At 40.0% G+C, this 17,726-nt stretch carries 21 protein-coding genes and 1 pseudogene; 12 read left to right on the plus strand and 10 right to left on the minus strand.

The window, feature by feature from the left end; all coding sequences use genetic code 11:
* Window positions 1-51 precede the first annotated feature (51 nt).
* Window positions 52-2,385: a PhoX family protein gene (locus tag J655_RS12230; protein WP_032052422.1), complete on the plus strand. Its 2,334-nt coding sequence runs from the start codon at window positions 52-54 to the stop codon at window positions 2,383-2,385.
* A gap of 47 nt (window positions 2,386-2,432) precedes the next feature.
* Here J655_RS12230 and J655_RS12235 read toward each other — a convergent pair whose 3' ends face one another.
* Window positions 2,433-3,212 (minus strand): NRDE family protein, encoded by a 780-nt coding sequence (locus J655_RS12235; RefSeq protein ID WP_005066100.1) that lies wholly within the window; start codon window positions 3,210-3,212, stop codon window positions 2,433-2,435.
* Between the two features lie 93 nt (window positions 3,213-3,305).
* On the opposite strand from J655_RS12235, the gene lgt reads away from it, so the two are divergent.
* The 7 genes and pseudogenes from lgt (at window position 3,306) to msrA (ending at window position 8,199) form a co-directional block, all read left to right on the plus strand.
* Complete coding sequence (lgt, locus tag J655_RS12240) at window positions 3,306-4,124, plus strand: prolipoprotein diacylglyceryl transferase (RefSeq protein ID WP_005066098.1); 819 nt, start codon at window positions 3,306-3,308, stop codon at window positions 4,122-4,124.
* Window positions 4,125-4,204: 80 nt separating this feature from the next.
* Window positions 4,205-4,564, plus strand: coding sequence for a hypothetical protein (locus tag J655_RS12245; RefSeq protein WP_002115133.1), 360 nt, complete (start codon window positions 4,205-4,207; stop codon window positions 4,562-4,564).
* 9 nt (window positions 4,565-4,573) lie between these two features.
* Window positions 4,574-4,961, plus strand: a pseudogene (locus J655_RS12250) (hypothetical protein); the annotation flags it as partial.
* A 146-nt stretch (window positions 4,962-5,107) separates the two neighbouring features.
* Window positions 5,108-5,950: a thymidylate synthase gene (gene thyA / locus J655_RS12255; RefSeq protein ID WP_017482022.1), complete on the plus strand. Its 843-nt coding sequence runs from the start codon at window positions 5,108-5,110 to the stop codon at window positions 5,948-5,950.
* Between the two features lie 44 nt (window positions 5,951-5,994).
* Window positions 5,995-6,504 carry a dihydrofolate reductase gene (locus tag J655_RS12260; RefSeq protein WP_002114723.1) on the plus strand — a complete coding sequence of 170 codons (510 nt, stop codon included), beginning with the start codon at window positions 5,995-5,997 and terminating at the stop codon, window positions 6,502-6,504.
* Window positions 6,505-6,518: 14 nt separating this feature from the next.
* Window positions 6,519-7,574, plus strand: a complete 1,056-nt coding sequence (locus J655_RS12265) for a DUF4105 domain-containing protein (protein WP_005079166.1) — start codon at window positions 6,519-6,521, stop codon at window positions 7,572-7,574.
* 100 nt (window positions 7,575-7,674) lie between these two features.
* Window positions 7,675-8,199 carry a peptide-methionine (S)-S-oxide reductase MsrA gene (gene msrA / locus J655_RS12270; protein WP_004794799.1) on the plus strand — a complete coding sequence of 175 codons (525 nt, stop codon included), beginning with the start codon at window positions 7,675-7,677 and terminating at the stop codon, window positions 8,197-8,199.
* 57 nt (window positions 8,200-8,256) lie between these two features.
* Here msrA and J655_RS12275 read toward each other — a convergent pair whose 3' ends face one another.
* The 5 genes from J655_RS12275 to J655_RS12295 all read right to left on the minus strand — a co-directional run bounded on the left by J655_RS12275 (window position 8,257) and on the right by J655_RS12295 (window position 12,085).
* Window positions 8,257-8,661 carry an ExbD/TolR family protein gene (locus J655_RS12275; protein ID WP_000885432.1) on the minus strand — a complete coding sequence of 135 codons (405 nt, stop codon included), beginning with the start codon at window positions 8,659-8,661 and terminating at the stop codon, window positions 8,257-8,259.
* The gene (locus J655_RS12280; protein ID WP_001011664.1) at window positions 8,661-9,281 is read right to left on the minus strand and encodes a MotA/TolQ/ExbB proton channel family protein; all 621 of its coding nucleotides are present in this window, start codon (window positions 9,279-9,281) and stop codon (window positions 8,661-8,663) included. Before J655_RS12280 ends, J655_RS12275 begins: the two co-directional genes overlap by 1 nt.
* 43 nt (window positions 9,282-9,324) lie before the next feature.
* Window positions 9,325-10,074 carry an energy transducer TonB gene (locus tag J655_RS12285; RefSeq protein ID WP_005079167.1) on the minus strand — a complete coding sequence of 250 codons (750 nt, stop codon included), beginning with the start codon at window positions 10,072-10,074 and terminating at the stop codon, window positions 9,325-9,327.
* Between the two features lie 380 nt (window positions 10,075-10,454).
* Window positions 10,455-11,318 (minus strand): formyltetrahydrofolate deformylase, encoded by an 864-nt coding sequence (gene purU, locus J655_RS12290; protein WP_005066088.1) that lies wholly within the window; start codon window positions 11,316-11,318, stop codon window positions 10,455-10,457.
* Window positions 11,319-11,392: 74 nt separating this feature from the next.
* Window positions 11,393-12,085, minus strand: a complete 693-nt coding sequence (locus J655_RS12295) for a TetR/AcrR family transcriptional regulator (RefSeq protein ID WP_005066087.1) — start codon at window positions 12,083-12,085, stop codon at window positions 11,393-11,395.
* Window positions 12,086-12,197: 112 nt separating this feature from the next.
* On the opposite strand from J655_RS12295, the gene J655_RS12300 reads away from it, so the two are divergent.
* From J655_RS12300 to J655_RS12315, 4 genes are all read left to right on the plus strand, one after another.
* Complete coding sequence (locus J655_RS12300) at window positions 12,198-13,646, plus strand: coniferyl aldehyde dehydrogenase (protein WP_005079169.1); 1,449 nt, start codon at window positions 12,198-12,200, stop codon at window positions 13,644-13,646.
* 167 nt (window positions 13,647-13,813) lie between these two features.
* Window positions 13,814-14,050: a 50S ribosomal protein L28 gene (gene rpmB / locus J655_RS12305; RefSeq protein WP_000048256.1), complete on the plus strand. Its 237-nt coding sequence runs from the start codon at window positions 13,814-13,816 to the stop codon at window positions 14,048-14,050.
* A 12-nt stretch (window positions 14,051-14,062) separates the two neighbouring features.
* Window positions 14,063-14,218 (plus strand): 50S ribosomal protein L33, encoded by a 156-nt coding sequence (rpmG, locus tag J655_RS12310; protein WP_001205031.1) that lies wholly within the window; start codon window positions 14,063-14,065, stop codon window positions 14,216-14,218.
* Window positions 14,219-14,365: 147 nt separating this feature from the next.
* Window positions 14,366-16,075 carry a cation:proton antiporter gene (locus J655_RS12315; protein ID WP_032052423.1) on the plus strand — a complete coding sequence of 570 codons (1,710 nt, stop codon included), beginning with the start codon at window positions 14,366-14,368 and terminating at the stop codon, window positions 16,073-16,075.
* A 36-nt stretch (window positions 16,076-16,111) separates the two neighbouring features.
* Here the strand turns inward: J655_RS12315 and J655_RS12320 are convergent, their stop codons facing one another.
* The 4 genes from J655_RS12320 to J655_RS12335 all read right to left on the minus strand — a co-directional run bounded on the left by J655_RS12320 (window position 16,112) and on the right by J655_RS12335 (window position 17,698).
* On the minus strand, window positions 16,112-16,390 hold the full coding sequence (locus J655_RS12320) for a hypothetical protein (protein ID WP_002114792.1): 279 nt from the start codon (window positions 16,388-16,390) through the stop codon (window positions 16,112-16,114).
* A 112-nt stretch (window positions 16,391-16,502) separates the two neighbouring features.
* On the minus strand, window positions 16,503-17,006 hold the full coding sequence (locus tag J655_RS12325; protein WP_005066079.1) for a DUF6586 family protein: 504 nt from the start codon (window positions 17,004-17,006) through the stop codon (window positions 16,503-16,505).
* A gap of 80 nt (window positions 17,007-17,086) precedes the next feature.
* Window positions 17,087-17,449, minus strand: coding sequence for an ASCH domain-containing protein (locus J655_RS12330; RefSeq protein WP_005079172.1), 363 nt, complete (start codon window positions 17,447-17,449; stop codon window positions 17,087-17,089).
* 9 nt (window positions 17,450-17,458) lie between these two features.
* A complete protein-coding gene (locus J655_RS12335; RefSeq protein ID WP_002115113.1) occupies window positions 17,459-17,698 on the minus strand; it encodes an RNA recognition motif domain-containing protein in 240 nt (79 codons plus the stop codon).
* Between the last annotated feature and the right edge of the window lie 28 nt (window positions 17,699-17,726).

Consider the following 17,726-nt stretch of genomic DNA (forward strand, 5'->3'; position numbering starts at 1 on the left):
AAGCTCATGAAGAATTTTAGAACAATCTCTTTATTTACTTAGGAATTCCCCATGACAGAGCTGACGCCATATCATGAAGACCAAGAATTGGATAATAATACTTCTGACAATATCCACTTTCGTGACATTTTAGAACAACACATCAGTCGCCGTAGTTTAATTACTAAAGCAGCAAGTGGTGCTGTAGCATTGACTTTAGCTTCTACTTTAACTGGCTGTAATGATAGCGATGATGATTCAGGTTCTAACAACGGTGGAACCACACCTGTAGACCCAAATAAAAAACCAGAAAAATTAACTTTTACCGCAGTTGCGAAAAACCATAATGATATTGTGACTGTACCTGAAGGTTATGAAGCGAATGTTATCTATGCTTTAGGTGACTCAATCAATCCAAAAGTTGGAGATTGGGACGACAATAATATTCCATCTGGTCCAAGCTTCCAGTTTCGCTCTGGCGACTGCCATGATGGTATGCATTATTTTGGCTTAAATACTTCAACAAACCGCTTTGACGAAAGTGTTTCAGCTGAAGGTTTGTTAGTCATGAATCACGAATATATCAACCAGACCTTCCTTCACCCAAAAGGTCCAACAAGAGTTGATGGACGTCGTCCTGAAGATGAAGTTATTCGTGAAACCAATGCGCATGGCGTTTCTATTGTTCACATTAAAAAAGACCCAACAACTCAACAAGTAACAATTGATAAAAGTTCTGCTTTTAACCGTCGTATTACAGCATCAACAGAGATGGATTTTGAAGGTGCAGCAGCTGGTTCTGGCTTACTCGCAACTCGCTTCTCCCCTAATGCACGTAAAACTCGCGGTACCCATAATAACTGCGGTAATGGTTATACACCTTGGGGCACATACTTAACCACGGAAGAAAACTTTATTGGTTATTTCCAACGTTCAGGTAGCGATGAATATGCACGTACAGATGCAGAAAAAATTGCATTAAAGCGTTATGGGTTAGGTGTTAAAAAAGATGAGCTCTATCGTTATGAGAAAGATGAGAAAGGTGCCCCTAAAAAAGATACCGAGGGCAAAATCATTTATGAAAAAGATAAAAATGGTGAGTTAATCCCTAACGTTGATGAACAAGGACGACAAATTTATTTAGGTGCAAGTTCACGCTACGGCTGGGAAACAGCAATTGGTCAAGTAGAGTCACAAGACTTATATGACCGCTGGAATGCCGACGTAAAAGCCGCACAAGCTACCCAAGACTACCGTAACGGTCCAAATACATTCGGCTGGATGGTCGAGATTGATCCATTTGATAGACGTCAAAACCCAGTTAAACGTACTTCACTTGGTCGTTTTGCACATGAAGACAGTGCTTGCCGTGCCGTTGTAGGTCAACCATTAGCATTTTATATGGGCGATGATTCTCGCGGTGAGTACATCTATAAATTCGTCTCTACCGCAGTGTGGGATGCTAAAGATATAAATGGCGGTTATGCAGTTGGCGACAAATACATGAACGCAGGTAAATTGTATGTTGCCAAGTTTAATAACGATGGTTCAGGTCAATGGATTGAACTTGCTTATAGCAAAAATGGCTTAAATGAAAGCAACACGACCTACCCATTTAAATCTCAAGCTGACGTTGTCACATTTGCACGTTTAGCCGCCGATGCAGTCGGTGCTACAAAAATGGACCGCCCAGAATGGTGTACGGTCAACCCAGTAAACGGCGAGGTCTATGTCACCCTAACCAACAACTCAAATCGTGGTAAAGATTACGCGACCGATGCTGCAAACCCACGTAACTACACAGACCTCTACAACGGCACTAAAGAGCAAAAGGGTAACGTTAACGGTCATATTATCCGTTTTAAAGAAACTGATGACAAAACGACTGCTGAAACCTTCAAATGGGATATTTACCTATTTGGTGCAGAAGCATCTATGGCTTCAAACATCAACCTATCTGGTTTAACAGACAACAATGATTTGTCATCTCCAGATGGTATGTGGTTCGACCCACGTGGCGTACTTTGGATTCAAACAGATGATGGCGCATATACTGATGTCACTAACTGTATGATGCTTGCTGCGCTACCAGGCCAGATTGGAGATGGTGCTCCTGCAACTACCTCAAATGGTCAGCAAACTTTAGTCGGTGCTAAAGTTACAGACTCAACTTTGCGCCGTTTCTTGGTGGGACCTAAGCAATGTGAGATTACAGGTATTGCGATGACACCTGACTACAAAGCAATTTTCATTAATGTTCAACACCCTGGCGAAGATTCTGCAAGTTACTCGACACCAGAAAGTAACTGGCCAGCAACCCAGAAAGATCCAAGCAACAAAACTGCGCGTCCACGCTCAGCAACTGTTGTGATTACCCGTAAAGATGGCGGTGTGATCGTGGGTTAATTCTTAGATGATTAAAAATGCCGGTCAATTGATCGGCATTTTTATTATCATCGATTTAAGAGAACCTGTTGCTGAACAATTTGCCCACCATGCTCGCCTTGTTGGGTCTTTTCCAACCAAAGCCATTCGTTATTGGTCATTCTTAAAAAATTTGAACAACGTGTGCCATACACAGGGCTTTGAATAAAAGTCGATGATAATAACTCTTCCATTTCTGGCTGAATGCCCGTATTGGGTAATAATGCCGTTGTGACCTTACGTTCATCTTCAAGAATATCCCATGCAGCATGTTGCAAAGTTAACTCTTCCGTCTGGTGCTGAAGCATAGGCAAAAACTCTTGCGTAAAACGTGTTCTTAAATGTCTGGTTTTTTCCCAATGTTCAGACATCAAACCATTTGAAACCACATAAACACCATTTGCTAATACTTGCGGGGCTTCACCACGGTTACTCATATAAACCGCTTGATCAGCATTTCCCATAAACAGGTTAAAGCCAGCGAAGTTCTGTTGCTGCTGTTCTAATTGTTGAGCAAATCGAATCGGCAATAAATCTGACTCTAAAAAAGCCTGAACTAAATGCCCCCGAGAGGTTTCATATGATTTCTGATCTCGTCCATCCCTAAAATTGGTCAAGACAGCCCATCGGCCTTGAGGTGTAACGCCCATCCAAGTCCCACCCGACTGTAAATCTTGCCCAGCAATAATCGGTGTATGTTGCCACTGATGTAATAAAGCTGTTGGTCGATGGTAGAACTCATCCCGATTTGACATAAGACATAAGGGCATATCATCCAGAACATGCCATGCTAAAGCCACAATACACATCTTTTCTTATTCCCTATCTTTACACATTGAATGTACAACATTTTTCACATCATTCCGCTACAATCTGTCAAAACGTAAGATCAAGGAGCAGCAATGCTGACCTATCCTAATATCGATCCGGTCGCAATACATCTAGGACCTCTTCAAGTCCATTGGTATGGACTCATGTATTTATTGGCATTTTTATGTGCTTGGGGGCTTGCTTCCTACCGTGCCAAACAGCGTGATGGCTGGACATCAGAAATGGTTTCCGATCTGGTGTTTTACGGTGCTTTAGGTGTCGTTCTGGGCGGTCGTGTCGGCTATGTCCTTTTCTATGAGTTTGATAAATTCCTTGAAAATCCGATTTGGTTATTCCAAGTCTGGACAGGTGGTATGAGTTTCCACGGCGGCTTTTTAGGCGTCATGATTGCGATGTTATTTTGGTGTAAAAAATATCAAAAAACATGGTTCCAAACCCTCGACTTTATCGCCCCATGTGTACCGACTGGCTTAATGTTTGGTCGCTTTGGTAACTTCATTGGTGGAGAGTTATATGGTCGTGCAGTAACTGACCCAAATTATCCATTCGGTATGATCTTCCCAACTGATCCATTACAACTGGTACGCCATCCATCACAAATTTATCAAGCAATTTGTGAAGGCTTAATCCTATTTATTGTCTTGTGGTGGTTTAGTTCAAAACCACGTCCACGCATGGCGGTTTCTGCCCTATTTTTAATGGGCTACGGTGTTGCACGCTTCGTAATGGAATTCTTCCGTCAACCAGATGCCGACCAAGGCTTTATTCTATTTGGCTGGATGACTAAAGGTCAGATCCTCACCGTTCCAATGCTATTAATTGGCCTTTGGATGATGTGGTATGCCTACCAAAAGAAAATCTATGACTGGGGCCCACAAAAGAACAGTTAATATGATAAATCAGAGGAGTTTCGGCTCCTCTTTTCTTTTTTATGCTACAGTTTTTACTCTCCAAAAAATGAAGATACGACATGCTGGAATTCTGGTTTAACACTCAAGTCCCGACATTTAAAAAATTAGTAATTTTAATTATTACACTTTTGATCTGTATTGGGTTATATCAGTATCAACCACTGCCTTTAGATACCATTCTAATGTTTACAGGGACTGGGGTTATTTTTTTAATCTGTCGCTATTTTAAATTGCATTTTGCTCAAAAAAATCCAACTGGCCTACTTTATCGCCTGCTGACGTGGATACCTATCGCTCTTTTATTTGCACTTATTTTTGTTAAAACAATGCCGAACTTGCTGATCTGGGGTGTTCAAGGAATCGCTTTTATGGCGCTTGCAGCTTTTATTTTTTCACCTCAATCACTTTTTAATAAATAGGCTCAATATATGTTGGCTTATTGGTACAACGCACCACGTCACATCAAACTTATCTTCATTATCGTTGTTTGTGTTGCAGTTTATGCTGCTAATCAAGTTCAGCCCTTACCTCCTATTTATACAATACTCAGCCTTATTTTCGGATTTGGTTTACATATTGAGCATTACTTGAATACCAAACTTTCAAACAACACATCAGGCAAATCAAGCTTGGGAGTTTTAATCAAAATCTATCCTATTTTGATCATTATTATTTTGATGTATTTGCTCCCTTTTCAGCATAAATGGATTCATCTCATACAAGCTTTAGGCTTTGTACTGGTTGGCTTTTTTCTTGTTTCGATTTATCAAAATCGTGCTAAAAGATTTAACTAAACACATTCAGCAAAAATATCTTAGAACTAATTTTAGATTTTCATCTTGAGCTACAACAGGTATCATCTTCAGTGGTTCATGATGAAGCAGCTCTATTGAGTAATTATTTATCTTCTGAGCTATCTCCCCCTTTCTATATTATGGAATTAATCCGAACTCGAGAGTGTTATGCGTGCATATTTAGACCTACTACAACATATCCTTGATAATGGCGGTGACAAAGGCGACCGTACAGGCACAGGAACCCGTTCTGTATTTGGTCATCAAATGCGTTTTGATCTCTCTAAAGGTTTTCCTTTACTCACTACCAAAAAAGTTCACTTCCGCTCGATTGTGATTGAGTTGCTTTGGTTTTTAAAAGGCGACACTAACGTCCAATACCTAAAAGACAATAAAGTTTCAATTTGGGACGAATGGGCAACAGCAGAACAAACTGCTCGCTTTGGCCGTCCAGAGCATGAACTTGGACCAGTCTATGGTCATCAATGGCGTAATTTCGGCGCAACTAAAAATGCAGACGGCTCTTATAACCAAGATGGTTTTGACCAGATTAAATGGTTAATTAATGAAATTAAAACCAATCCAAATTCACGCCGTTTAATTGTTTCTGGCTGGAACCCAAATGAAGCTGGACAAGTTGCCTTACCGCCTTGCCATACGCTCTTCCAGTTTTTCGTACAAGACAACAAGTTGTCATGCCAGCTTTATCAACGTAGTGCTGACGTGTTCTTAGGCGTGCCTTTTAATATTGCGAGTTATGCTCTACTCACCCATATGATTGCTCAAGTGTGCGGTTTAGGTGTAGGTGATTTTGTCTGGACTGGTGGTGATACACATCTTTATGCCAACCATTTTGAACAAGCTAAACTTCAATTGACACGTGAGCCTTTACCGTTATGCCAATTGAAACTAAATCCAGAAATAACTGACTTATTTGATTTCAAATTTGAAGATATCGAGATTGTAGGTTACGAGTCACATCCGGCAATTAAAGCACCAGTTGCAGTATAACAAAGGCTTAAATTTCATTAGATTACGGTTTAGAGAATAAGATTATGGCATGGCAAAATGTAGAAGTTGTCCACGTTGTGGCAATGGACAAAAACCACTGTATTGGTAAAGGCAATGCGTTGCCATGGCATATTTCTGCCGACTTAAAACATTTTAAAGAAATCACACAAGGCGGTGTGGTCGTGATGGGCCGTAAAACACTTGAGTCTATGGGCCGTGCTCTACCAAACCGTGTGAACTGGGTAATTACCCGTGACATTAACTGGCAATTTGACGGTGTTAAAGTTGCATATTCAATTGAAGATGCTTTAAACGCAGCTTTAGAAGATGTAAAGAATACCGAAAAACAAGCTTTATTCATCATTGGTGGGGGCGAGATATTCAAGCAAACCTTATCGATTGCAGACCGTCTTGAACTTACTCATGTTGACTTAGATGTGCAAGGTGATGCACATTATCCAACAATACCAAGTGAGTTTCATAAAACCGCAAGTGAACAGCATGTTGATGAAAAATCAGGAACTTCATTCGAGTTTGCCACTTATAAAAAATAATTTTATGGATGCCTATGCACAATATCGGAACACGTGAATTTATTACTGCTCTACTTTTTGGGCTATTACATAGTTTATTCACGCTGTTTATTGTGTTCTCTAGCATTTGGGTATGCGTAGCGCTTTGGGTTCAACAACCTTTTGGCTGGTTAGGCAGCCGCATACTCATTGGCATATGGATTGCTTTTGCACTCAGCATGGCTGGCTTATATGTTGAAGGTCATATTATTAGCCGCCGTACCGATATCCTGATTTATCTTTTAGCGTTTGCCTGCTCTCTTGTTTGGTATTTTTCGATTACTGCACGTCAAGATCGAGACTGGAACCCTGAAGTTGCCAATATACTGAGTTACGAAAAGCACGGTGATGTGATCACTTTGCACAATGTTCGTAACTTCAACTGGCATCCTGACGGAACCTATGATGTGCGATGGGAAACCCGCACTTTTGACCTCAACCAGTTAAATGGAGTAAATATCATTACTTCTTACTGGATGGGACCACAAATTGCTCACACACTGGTAAGTTTCGAATTTGCACACCAACAACCACTAGTCTTCTCAATCGAGATTCGTAAAGAAAAGACTGAGGAGTTTTCGGCAATTGGCGGTTTTTTTAGAAAATATGAACTGAGCTTAATTGCTTCTGATGAAAAAGATATTGTCTACACGCGCAGTAACATCCGCAAAGAGCAGGTTTATAATTTCCCAGTCAATATGCCGCGTAGCGAGCAAAAAGCGCTATTTTTAGAATATCTTAAGAAATCGGATGAGCTGCGCAAGAAGCCAGAGTGGTATAACACACTTACGAGTAACTGTACAACTTTAATTTTTGATATGGTTCAAGCGATTAACCCCTATGAACTTCCTAAAGATTATCGTCTAATCGCTTCGGGTTACTTACCTAATTATTTATATGACCTTAAAGCACTTAATCAAAATATCAGTTTAAAACAGTGGTATCAAATTGCGCATATCAACCCACGTACTGAAAATTTTGAACAGCTTTCAGATCAGAGTAGTCAACACTTCTCTCAAATCGTTCGACAAGGTTTACCTAAAGCTAAATGAAATAAGTAATGCACTTTTCTTTACTTTTTTATACATGCTTTACTTTGTATTTTAAATACATAAACCCTATTGTAATAGGCAGGAAATAGAGGGAAAAACAATGCAACAGGCATTATTTGGCGGCGGCTGTTTTTGGTGCGTCGAAGCTGTATTTTTACAAATACGCGGTGTAGAAAAAGTAACTAGTGGTTATGCAGGTGGACACACCACTAACCCTACCTACGAGCAAGTATGTCAAGGAGACACCCAGCACGCTGAGGTGATCTTAGTCGACTTTGATGAAGAGCAAGTAACTTACTCCCAGTTACTCGACGTGTTCTTTGCGACTCATGATCCAACGACTTTAAATCGCCAAGGTAATGATATCGGCACACAATACCGCTCTGTTATTTACTATTATAATGAAGAGCAAAAGCAGGCAGCGGAACACACGATTCAGACTCTAAAAAATGACGATCTTGATATTGTGACTGAGCTGTCCCCTGTTCCGACATTCTATCCAGCAGAAGAATATCATCAGAATTACTATGCAAAGAATCCTTCACAAGGTTATTGCAACTTTGCGATTCCACCAAAGCTGCTCAAGCTATATAGTAAATTCCAGCATCTGATGAAAGATCAATAAATCAGAGCAATAAAAAAGCAACCAGTTTGGTTGCTTTTTTACTGAGTAAACTAAATTTTAGTTTTCACTTACAAAGGCAATATCGCTCAGTCCGGCTTCACTGGCGCGAGACATTACCTGAGCAACAGTATCGTACTTCGACTCTTTATCAGCACGAAGTTGAACTGTTGGTTTAACATCGCCTTGACCTGCTTCTTGAAAACGTTTTTGAAGCTCATCTAGGCTAATTACTTGAGTATCCCAAGCCACTTCACCATTTGCATTGATACTAATCGTAATTGCTTTTGGTGGTGGATCAATAATTTCAGCAGTTGTTTTAGGAAGCGTTAATGGAATCGATGGGTTGGCAACTGTTGCTGTGACCAAAAAGATGATCATTAACACCAACATAATGTCGATTAGCGGAATGAGATTCATCTCATTCATGCCACTATCGTGGTCTTCACCCAATTGAAAAGCCATTAAGCTTGACCTCCAACGTAACTTTGCTGTGCAGTTTTAACATCAGACTTTACAGTTGAGTCTTGCTGCAACATCGTGTCAATTAACAAGCTGTGCGCTTGGTCTTGTAAGTCGTGAGCAAGACCACGGTTTGCACGTACACAAATGTTATAAGCCAATACCGCTGGAATCGCAACTGCAAGACCAAGACCAGTCATAATAAGTGCTTCACCTACTGGTGTAGCCACTTGAGCCAAACCTGCTTGTCCGCTTTTACCTACCGCAACAAGTGCATGGAAAATACCCCAAACAGTACCAAACAAACCTACGAATGGTGCAATTGAAGCAATTGTTCCTAAAACAGAAATACCTTTATCAGCATTGGCTTTTTCAGCAGAAATCTGACGAAGTAATGCCTGCTCTGCAACCGCTTTACGCTGTTCAAAACTCAACGGTTGTAACTTTGCTTTTAGCGAAGTGATAGCCTGAGAAAGTTGAGCATAAGCTTGTTGTTTTAGCTGGCGAGTCCCCATCAAACGTAAGATGAAAACTGTCCAGGTAGCAATCGACATTGCCAATAAGATGAAATACAGGGTTTTACTCACTGCATCTGCATGTTGCCAATAGATTGAAAAGTTCATATTGAACTCCTGATTAAGGTTAGCCGTTGGGACTCAAATTCATTTAAGGGGTTAAATCAAAGGGTTGCTCTGCTTTAATTGGATAAGCAACACCATTTTCCATATAAGGTTTAAATTTCGCACCGCGAACAGCACGGACTACTTTGTCATCTAGACTTGAAATACCACTACTTCTAGTCACTCGTACATTAATAATTTTGCCTTTTTCATCGGCTTCAATGAGTACCATGACAGAGCGTGCTTCGCCTTGTAAATCCTTTGAAGAAACAGTTAAACGTGGCGAGCGGCTCCACTGTACACCCGAACCACCAATTGAAACGCGTTTCGGTGATGGATCTGGGGCAGGTTGAGCTTTAGGCGCTTCTTGTACCACTGGTTTTGGTTTTTCGATAACTTTTTCAGTAACAGTTGTCGTTACCACTTTGGTTTCAACTTTAGGTTCTGTCTTTACTGTTTCTTTTGGTGTTTCAGCTTTTTTCACCTGTTGAATTTTTTCCACTTTTTTAGGTGGTGTCACAGGTTTTTCAACAACTTTAACTTCTTTTACCTCTTTCTTAGGTTCCGGCTTTTTAGGCTGTTCCTTTGGCTTAGGAGGTAGTGGTTTTGGTTGCTCTTGAATTTTTACGAAACGTACCTGTAAAGGCTTCTTCTCGATTGGCTTTAATTCAGCAGGCTTAATATGGCTGACCGCCCATAAGACCCCGATATGACCAATTGCAACCGCAATTAGTGCCGTGATGACTTTCTTTTTCATCGGATTGGGAGAGTTTAAGGCTGCGGAAGATTGACTCATAAGAATCTAATTACCTAATGGATGATGATTTCAGATTTCTATTTGTAGAAACGATTTCAAACATCGGATAGAACAATAAAGTGCCACAATAATAAATGAGAAGTGTTTTCATTTGCAACTATTTTTTGAGAAAAACATTTGCTCAATATCACTAATTTGTATCAGTTGAGTGTCTTTGCTTTTGTTTTCTCATAGTTACATGAACGCATATCTCTTGTTCACAAAATGTTTAATCTAACTTATATAGTTAGGCTAATTTCACTATGAAGAGATCGAATCCTACCATAAATTCATTCAATTTTGTTATGTTATATCATTTCAATATTTTTTTTGATATAAAAAAACACGCATGAAGCGTGCTTTTTTAAAATAAACGTTATTTAAAAAACAACCGTCTTATTACCATCAACAATAATACGGTCTTCTAAATGCCATTTTACTGCTCGAGCCAATACATTACGCTCAACATCTTCACCTAGCTCACGAAGTTGCTCAACATTATAGTCATGGCTTACACGCTCAACGTCTTGCTCAATAATTGGACCTTGGTCTAGATCAGCCGTCACATAGTGAGCTGTCGCACCGATCAACTTTACACCTTTTTCATAAGCTTGTTTATATGGGTTGGCACCCACGAAAGCTGGCAAGAAAGAATGGTGGATATTAATGATTTTCATTTCCCATTTCGCAACAAAATCTTCGCTTAAAATCTGCATGTAGCGTGCAAGAACTAATAAGTCATTGCCCTGCATCATTTCATCAATTTGTGCATAAGCTTCAGCTTTATTGTCTTTAGTTACTTTAATTACAGTAAATGGAATACCGAAGTTCTCAACAGATTCACGTAAATCTTCGTGGTTAGAAATCACGTGTGTAATTTCACAAGGTAACGACCCACGTGCATGACGCCACAATAACTCAAGTAAAGCATGGTCGACTTTAGAAACTAAAATACCAACCTTTTTAATTTCATTTACGAAAGCAAGACGCCATTGCATGCCATAACGCTCAGCAACGTTGGCAGCAAATGTTTGAATTAATGCATCTTTACGTGACTGTAAATGATCAAGTTCAAACTCAACACGCATGAAATAACGTCCACCCTGAGCTTCCGTCGCATATTGGTCAAGCGCGGTAATGTTTGCACCTTGGTGGTACAAAAAGCTCGATACAGCCTGTACGATCCCAGGCTTGTCTTCACAAGTAATCAGTAAACGGGCTGTATTGGCAGTGGTCATATTCATTTGGTTAATATCACTTAATTGAGTCAAATTTTTAATAAGCCGAGTATTCTAGCGCTCTAAATAGGCAAGTACAACTATTCATCTTTTAACGACGACAAGCTGGCGAATAGATCAGAAGGCCCCAGTGAATCAAGCAACTGCTCGTAAGTTGCTCGGCTTTCCCCCATAAGATAAGGACCTTCAAGGAAAACCATTTGACGTAATGCCTGCCAAACCCATTTTTCTTCTAAGTGGTTATTGTCACTAATGTGACCAGACATATATAAAAAGTTTGTCCAGTTTGTTAATACAATCCATAAGTTAATAATGAGCGCTTCAATTTCAGATGGCGTCATTTTCATAAGACCAGCATCGACAAAGGCTTGATAAATTTTTTGCCCTTGCTGCATGACCTGCCCCGCAAAACGCGGATAAATCTTTTTAAAGTCTTCGTTACTTTCAACTAAATGATAGACATCACGATGTATAAAACGGTAACTCCAGAGTTGACCACTTAATACTTGAAAATAGTTAATTTTATCATTGGTCGTTAGTGGTCTGTCTTCAGGTAAAGAAAGCATGTCCAAAGTCTCAACCTGATATTGGTACATTAATTCTTTAATAATTTCATGCTTATTCCGGAAATGGTAATACAAGTTTCCAGGACTAATACCTAACTCCGCAGCAATATGATTGGTTGTAACCGACCGTTCACCTCGCTCGTTAAAAAGCTGCAAACTGATTTGTAAAATCCGGTCTTTTGTCTTCAGAGCTTTAGGTAGAGACATTTTAATAACCTTTAATAATTCACATGGTTAAGACTTAAACACATAAACCGACTTGACTATTTAGAGTATTTACTCTAAAAAATAAGTATATCAGTATATTTGGTAAGTACCGATGAACAGTCAAACAAAAACAAATCCAGAGACTCAGCTTCCTTATGATGTTAAGCATTTACATGATTTGCTTGAACAACAAAAGCTCGCTTATTTACGTCATCCGGTACCCACTGCTAAAGAGCGTATTGATCGTTTAGCTCGTCTTAAAAGAGTCTTGGTAAAATATCAAGATCAGATTGCCGAAGCAATTAACCTTGATTATGGCAATCGTGCAGTTATGGAAACAAAAATTGGTGAACTACTCACGAGTTTGGAACAAATCAAGTATTACAGTAAACATCTGACTGCATGGATGAAACCATCAAAACGCCACATCAGTGTATTACATCAGCCAGCAAAAGGTTGGGTACAATATCAGCCTATGGGTGTGATTGGTATTATTACACCATGGAATTACCCATTATTACTTTCAGTTGGACCTCTGATCTGTGCACTAGCTGCAGGCAACCATGCCATGATCAAAATTTCTAGCGCCTCACCAAACTTTGGACGTGTCCTTGAAAGTGCATTGGCAGAAGCATTTCCACAAGAATTAGTTGCTGTGGTAAATGGTGGTGGCATTATTTCAGATGCGTTTAGTCATTTGCCTTTTGACAAAATGATTTTCACAGGCTCAACTTCTGTTGGTAAAACAGTGATGGCAGCCGCAGCTCAAAACCTAGTTCCAGTAATTCTCGAGTTAGGCGGAAAATCTCCTGCTCTTGTGCATGCATCTATGGACATGAAAGATGTTGCCCAGCGTATTGCTGTAGGTAAATTATGGAATGCAGGACAAACTTGTGTTGCGCCGGATCATATTTTCTTACCACGAGGCAAAACTGCCGAGTTCATCGAAAACTTTAAATTGATTGTAGCTGGAATGTACCCTCATTTCCGAAACAACCAAGACTACACTTCTATTATTAATGATAAACAGTACAACCGCATTCAGGGTTATCTTGAAAATGCCCGTGATCAAGGTGCACGTATTGTTGAAATTAATCCGCAAAATGAAATTTTAGATGATGTCCGTAAAATTGCGCCAACTTTAGTCACTGGTGTGACGACCGCAATGGATATTATGCAAAATGAAATCTTCGGGCCTATTCTACCGATTTTAGAATATGACCAAATAGAAGAAGTCATCGAATTCATTAATAGTCGTCCACGTCCTCTAGCGATGTATTATTTTGACTATGATCAAGCGCGTGCTGACTATATTGCACAACACACCCATTCAGGGCATTTCGGAATTAACATGGTGATTACCCATGTTGCACAAGATGATTTACCGTTTGGCGGAATTGGCGCATCAGGTATGGGTAAATATCACGGACCAGAGGGCTTTTTTAGCCTTTCTCATGAGCGTTCGGTGATGTCAAATCCAAAACTTTATAGCCTTAAATACATTCTTCCACCGTTCAATAAGCCGATTCATCGTTTCATTTCGAAAACCTTGTTGCGCTAACTGATCAAGGCATGATCTGTTATACTAAATCATGCCTCGTTTTTACCAATTTCGCTTGTCTTTTAATCGTATTTTTGGTATAAAACGCCCCTTGAATGAATTCATCCGTTTACATTTAGTATGACTGGCCACAGATTTGCTGTTGGCTGAATCAATGGAGTTACACCATGTCTAAGGTTTGCCAAGTTACCGGCAAGCGTCCAGTCGTTGGTAACAACGTCTCACACGCCAACAACAAAACCAAGCGCCGGTTCGAGCCGAACCTGCACCACCACCGTTTCTGGTTAGAAAGCGAAAAACGTTTTGTACGTCTTCGTTTAACCACTAAAGGTATGCGTATTATTGACAAATTGGGTATCGAAAAGGTTGTTGCAGACCTTCGTGCTCAAGGTCAAAAGATCTAAGGAGTCTGAGCAATGCGTGATAAGATTCGCCTCGTTTCTTCAGCTGGTACAGGTTACTTCTATACCACGACTAAAAACAAACGTACTATGCCGGAAAAAATGGAAATCAAAAAATTTGATCCAAAAATCCGTCAACACGTGATTTTCAAAGAAGCTAAAATCAAATAATTTTAGCCTCGAAAAAAACGACTTCTTTATGAAGTCGTTTTTTTTTGCATTTTTTTTATACCCACCTTTTTGTTAAACTTTCTCTACATTCCGCCTTGGCATTTTTTATGCTTGTTTTTAGCCTAACTCACGTAAAAGGAGTTTTTAGTGCCGCATGACGTAGATTTAATTATTTTACTTGCTGTTGGTTTCGGCGTTGCCCTCATTTTTGGCTATATTGCAGCCCGATTACGACTCCCCCCTCTTATCGGCTATTTAATTGCCGGAATTATTATTAGCCCAAATACACCGGGTATAGAAGCAGATATCCACCTTGCCAACCAGCTTGCAGAACTCGGGGTCATGTTCCTGATGTTTGGTGTAGGGATGCACTTTTCATTAAAAGACTTATTACTAGTTCGTCGTATTGCCTTGCCTGGCGCAATTTTACAGATCGCTGTTGCAACCTTACTTGGTATTGGCGTTTCAATGCTATGGGGATGGAGTTTCGGGTCTGCACTCGTTTTTGGCTTAAGTCTATCGTGTGCGAGCACGGTTGTATTATTAAAAGCATTAGGAGACCGAGGTCTTTTAGACTCAGTTAACGGCAAAATTGCTGTGGGTTGGCTGTTAGTCGAAGACTTAGTGATGGTACTGGTTTTAGTACTTCTTCCGGCTACAGCTGTTTTACTCGGTGGAAAAGCACCAGCAGGTGCAGACGGAAATATCTGGTTAACCCTTGGAATAACTTTATTAAAAGTGATTGGCTTTATTGCCTTTATGCTTATTGTAGGCAAGCGTGTTGTACCTATTATTATTCAATTCGTTGCTCGGTTAGGGTCAAGAGAGCTATTTACGCTGACTGTCGTCGCTGCTGCTGTTTCGATTGCTTACGGCTCTTATGCCATCTTTGGGGTTTCAATGGCTTTAGGCGCATTCTTTGCGGGTATGGTCGTTAAAGAATCAGACTTTAGCCATCGTGCAGAAGAAGAAACTCTTCCTCTACGTGAAATTTTCTCGATTTTATTTTTCGTTTCTGTGGGTATGCTGTTTGATCCACATATTCTTGTGGAGAGTCCGCTCCATATTTTAGCTGTTATCGCGATTATTATGGTGGGTAAGACTCTTGCTGCAATGGCACTGGTTTTATTCTTCCGCTATCCAATCAATACAGCTTTAACAGTCGGGGCAAGCCTTGCACAGATTGGTGAGTTTTCATTTATTTTGGCGACACTCGGTGTTTCTTTAGGCCTATTAAGCTTAGAAGCTCAGAATTTAATTCTAGCTGGCGCTTTATTTTCAATTACGCTTAACTCTTTCATCTTCTCAGCCATTGAGCCTGTACAACGCTGGATTCGTGAACGCTCTCACTTAGCTCTACTGCTTGAACGTAGTGGTGACCCATTAGCAATGTTACCCGATGAAGTTGATCAAGCTTACTTACGTGATCAGGTTGTGATTGTGGGATATGGCGGTGTGGGAAGACGTATTACTGAAAATTTAATTAATGAGAATATTAAAGTCGTTATTGCAGAAGAGAATCGTGAAATCGTAGAAAAACTACGTAATGCAAATATTGCTGCTGTGAGTGGTGTTGCTACTGAACCGAGTGTTTTAATTCAAGCACATATCATGCATGCACGACTCTTAGTAATCTCACCTATGGATATTTTAGATATTCACCGTATTGTGGCGATTGCCAAGCAATTAAACCCACAAATTCAGGTATTAATTTGCGCGGAAAGCAAAGAAGAAGCAGCGGTTATCCGTGACGAAAATATTGGAGAGGTGTTCTATGCAAAAGAAGAAATGGCAAAGAATATGAGCCACCACATCTTAAATCAGATCGAGCTTGCTCATCAGTCAACGGTTCATTAACTCCATATAAAAAGCGTACTCAAGAGTACGCTTTTTTTAACTCAAGAATTTAGGCTGTTCGTCTAATACCTCAGCCTGCCACTCGTTTACCTGCTTTTCCAACAGTCCAAACAATGCAGCCTGAATCATATGCTGAGCAACAACTGGAGTCTGCTCACCCAAGATTGCTTTGACTTCATCGCTAAATTGAATTTTAACCAAGGGTTCATTCTCAGAACCTGCATTACGCAAGGCGAGTTCACCACCTTCGAGTTGAACTAATTCCAACACTGCTTCTTGATTTCCAAATAACTCTTTCAATTGCTGTATAGACATATACTTCCTCCATGTTTCAACATGGTGGCAAAGCACCCTTGCACTTTGCATCTCTTGTCTTATTTATATAGGCACACCTAGTCTAAATTTCAAGCATCTAGGCAGTTTAATTTTAGAACTCGACCATTTCGTTACGAAAACCATCAATTAAATGACTTAATTCTCGATGCCATTCACGCAAGATTTTAACATCTGGCAACCAAGACTGAGGCCCTTGTGTCACTTTAATAATGAGGTTAGAAGAAGTCTCTTCTTCCGGAGTCGGTTCTTTTGGTTCTGGGGCGTATTGGCACATACGATAAGCTCGTTTTAACTCTGCAACAAAACCATCTTTTGCCAATTGCTGCAAAACGGACACTTCAGGAGAAACCTGCCCTTTTGCCGCCATATGTTCCTCTATAGATTTTAAGGTGGGTTGCAAATCATTTAAACGGTAATAACGTACCAATTCTTGTAAGAACGCTAACATTGCGCCATGTAAATGAAATACAGCTGCTTCACGGTAAGCTTGTACCTGCTGCACATGATCGGTCTGCTCTGCCTGTTGACACGCTAGACGTGCAAAATAGAGCTTCTGATTGGTACGATCGGCATGATAACGAGCAACACGTGACATAACTAAACTTTCCTGTTCTAAAATCGCCATTGCAATAGCTATTCTTAGCTTAACGACTCCATTGATAAAATCAACGTTATTTATGGTAAATCCAGCTCAACTTGATAAATTTTACGTTTAGCTAAAATTTTCACTGGCTGTTTTATAGGACGAACATTACTTAAGACCCAAGCAAAATAGCCTTCACTCCAAGCAGATGCACAGGCTAAATTGACCTCGTCATTTCGCCAAGGGTGAATAGAGTCGACATCAACTAAAGCGACAGCAACTCCTTCCTCTTCATCAGTATCTTTAATCAGAAAGTTCTGGTTTTCGACAATTAATAGATCTTTCACTGGTAACTGCGTAGGCACCCATGAACGCACTTCAAGTGTTTTGATACCTTCAGCAATACGAATACCATTGGGCGTTACAATCGAGAGAGCTAAAAATTGTCTTTTCATCAGAAAAACTTATTCTTCGGCTGCTTTAACTCGAATTCCATAGCCTTTAACTTTAAGCGTATTTAAGCCTTTAATTGCCTTAATCGCTTCACGTGGATTCGGCATTTCAACAAAACCAAAGCCTTTCGATTTACCTGTGTCTTTATCAGTCACCAGAACACATGTATCAACTTTACCATATGCCTTAAACAACTCTAAAACTTCAGCTTCACTTACAGCACGATCTAAATTACGAACTAATATTTTCATTTTCTAACCTTAATTGGCAATAAAAGGG

The sequence above is a fragment of the Acinetobacter sp. 1294243 genome (assembly GCF_000588015.1).
GTDB lineage: Bacteria > Pseudomonadota > Gammaproteobacteria > Pseudomonadales > Moraxellaceae > Acinetobacter > Acinetobacter pittii.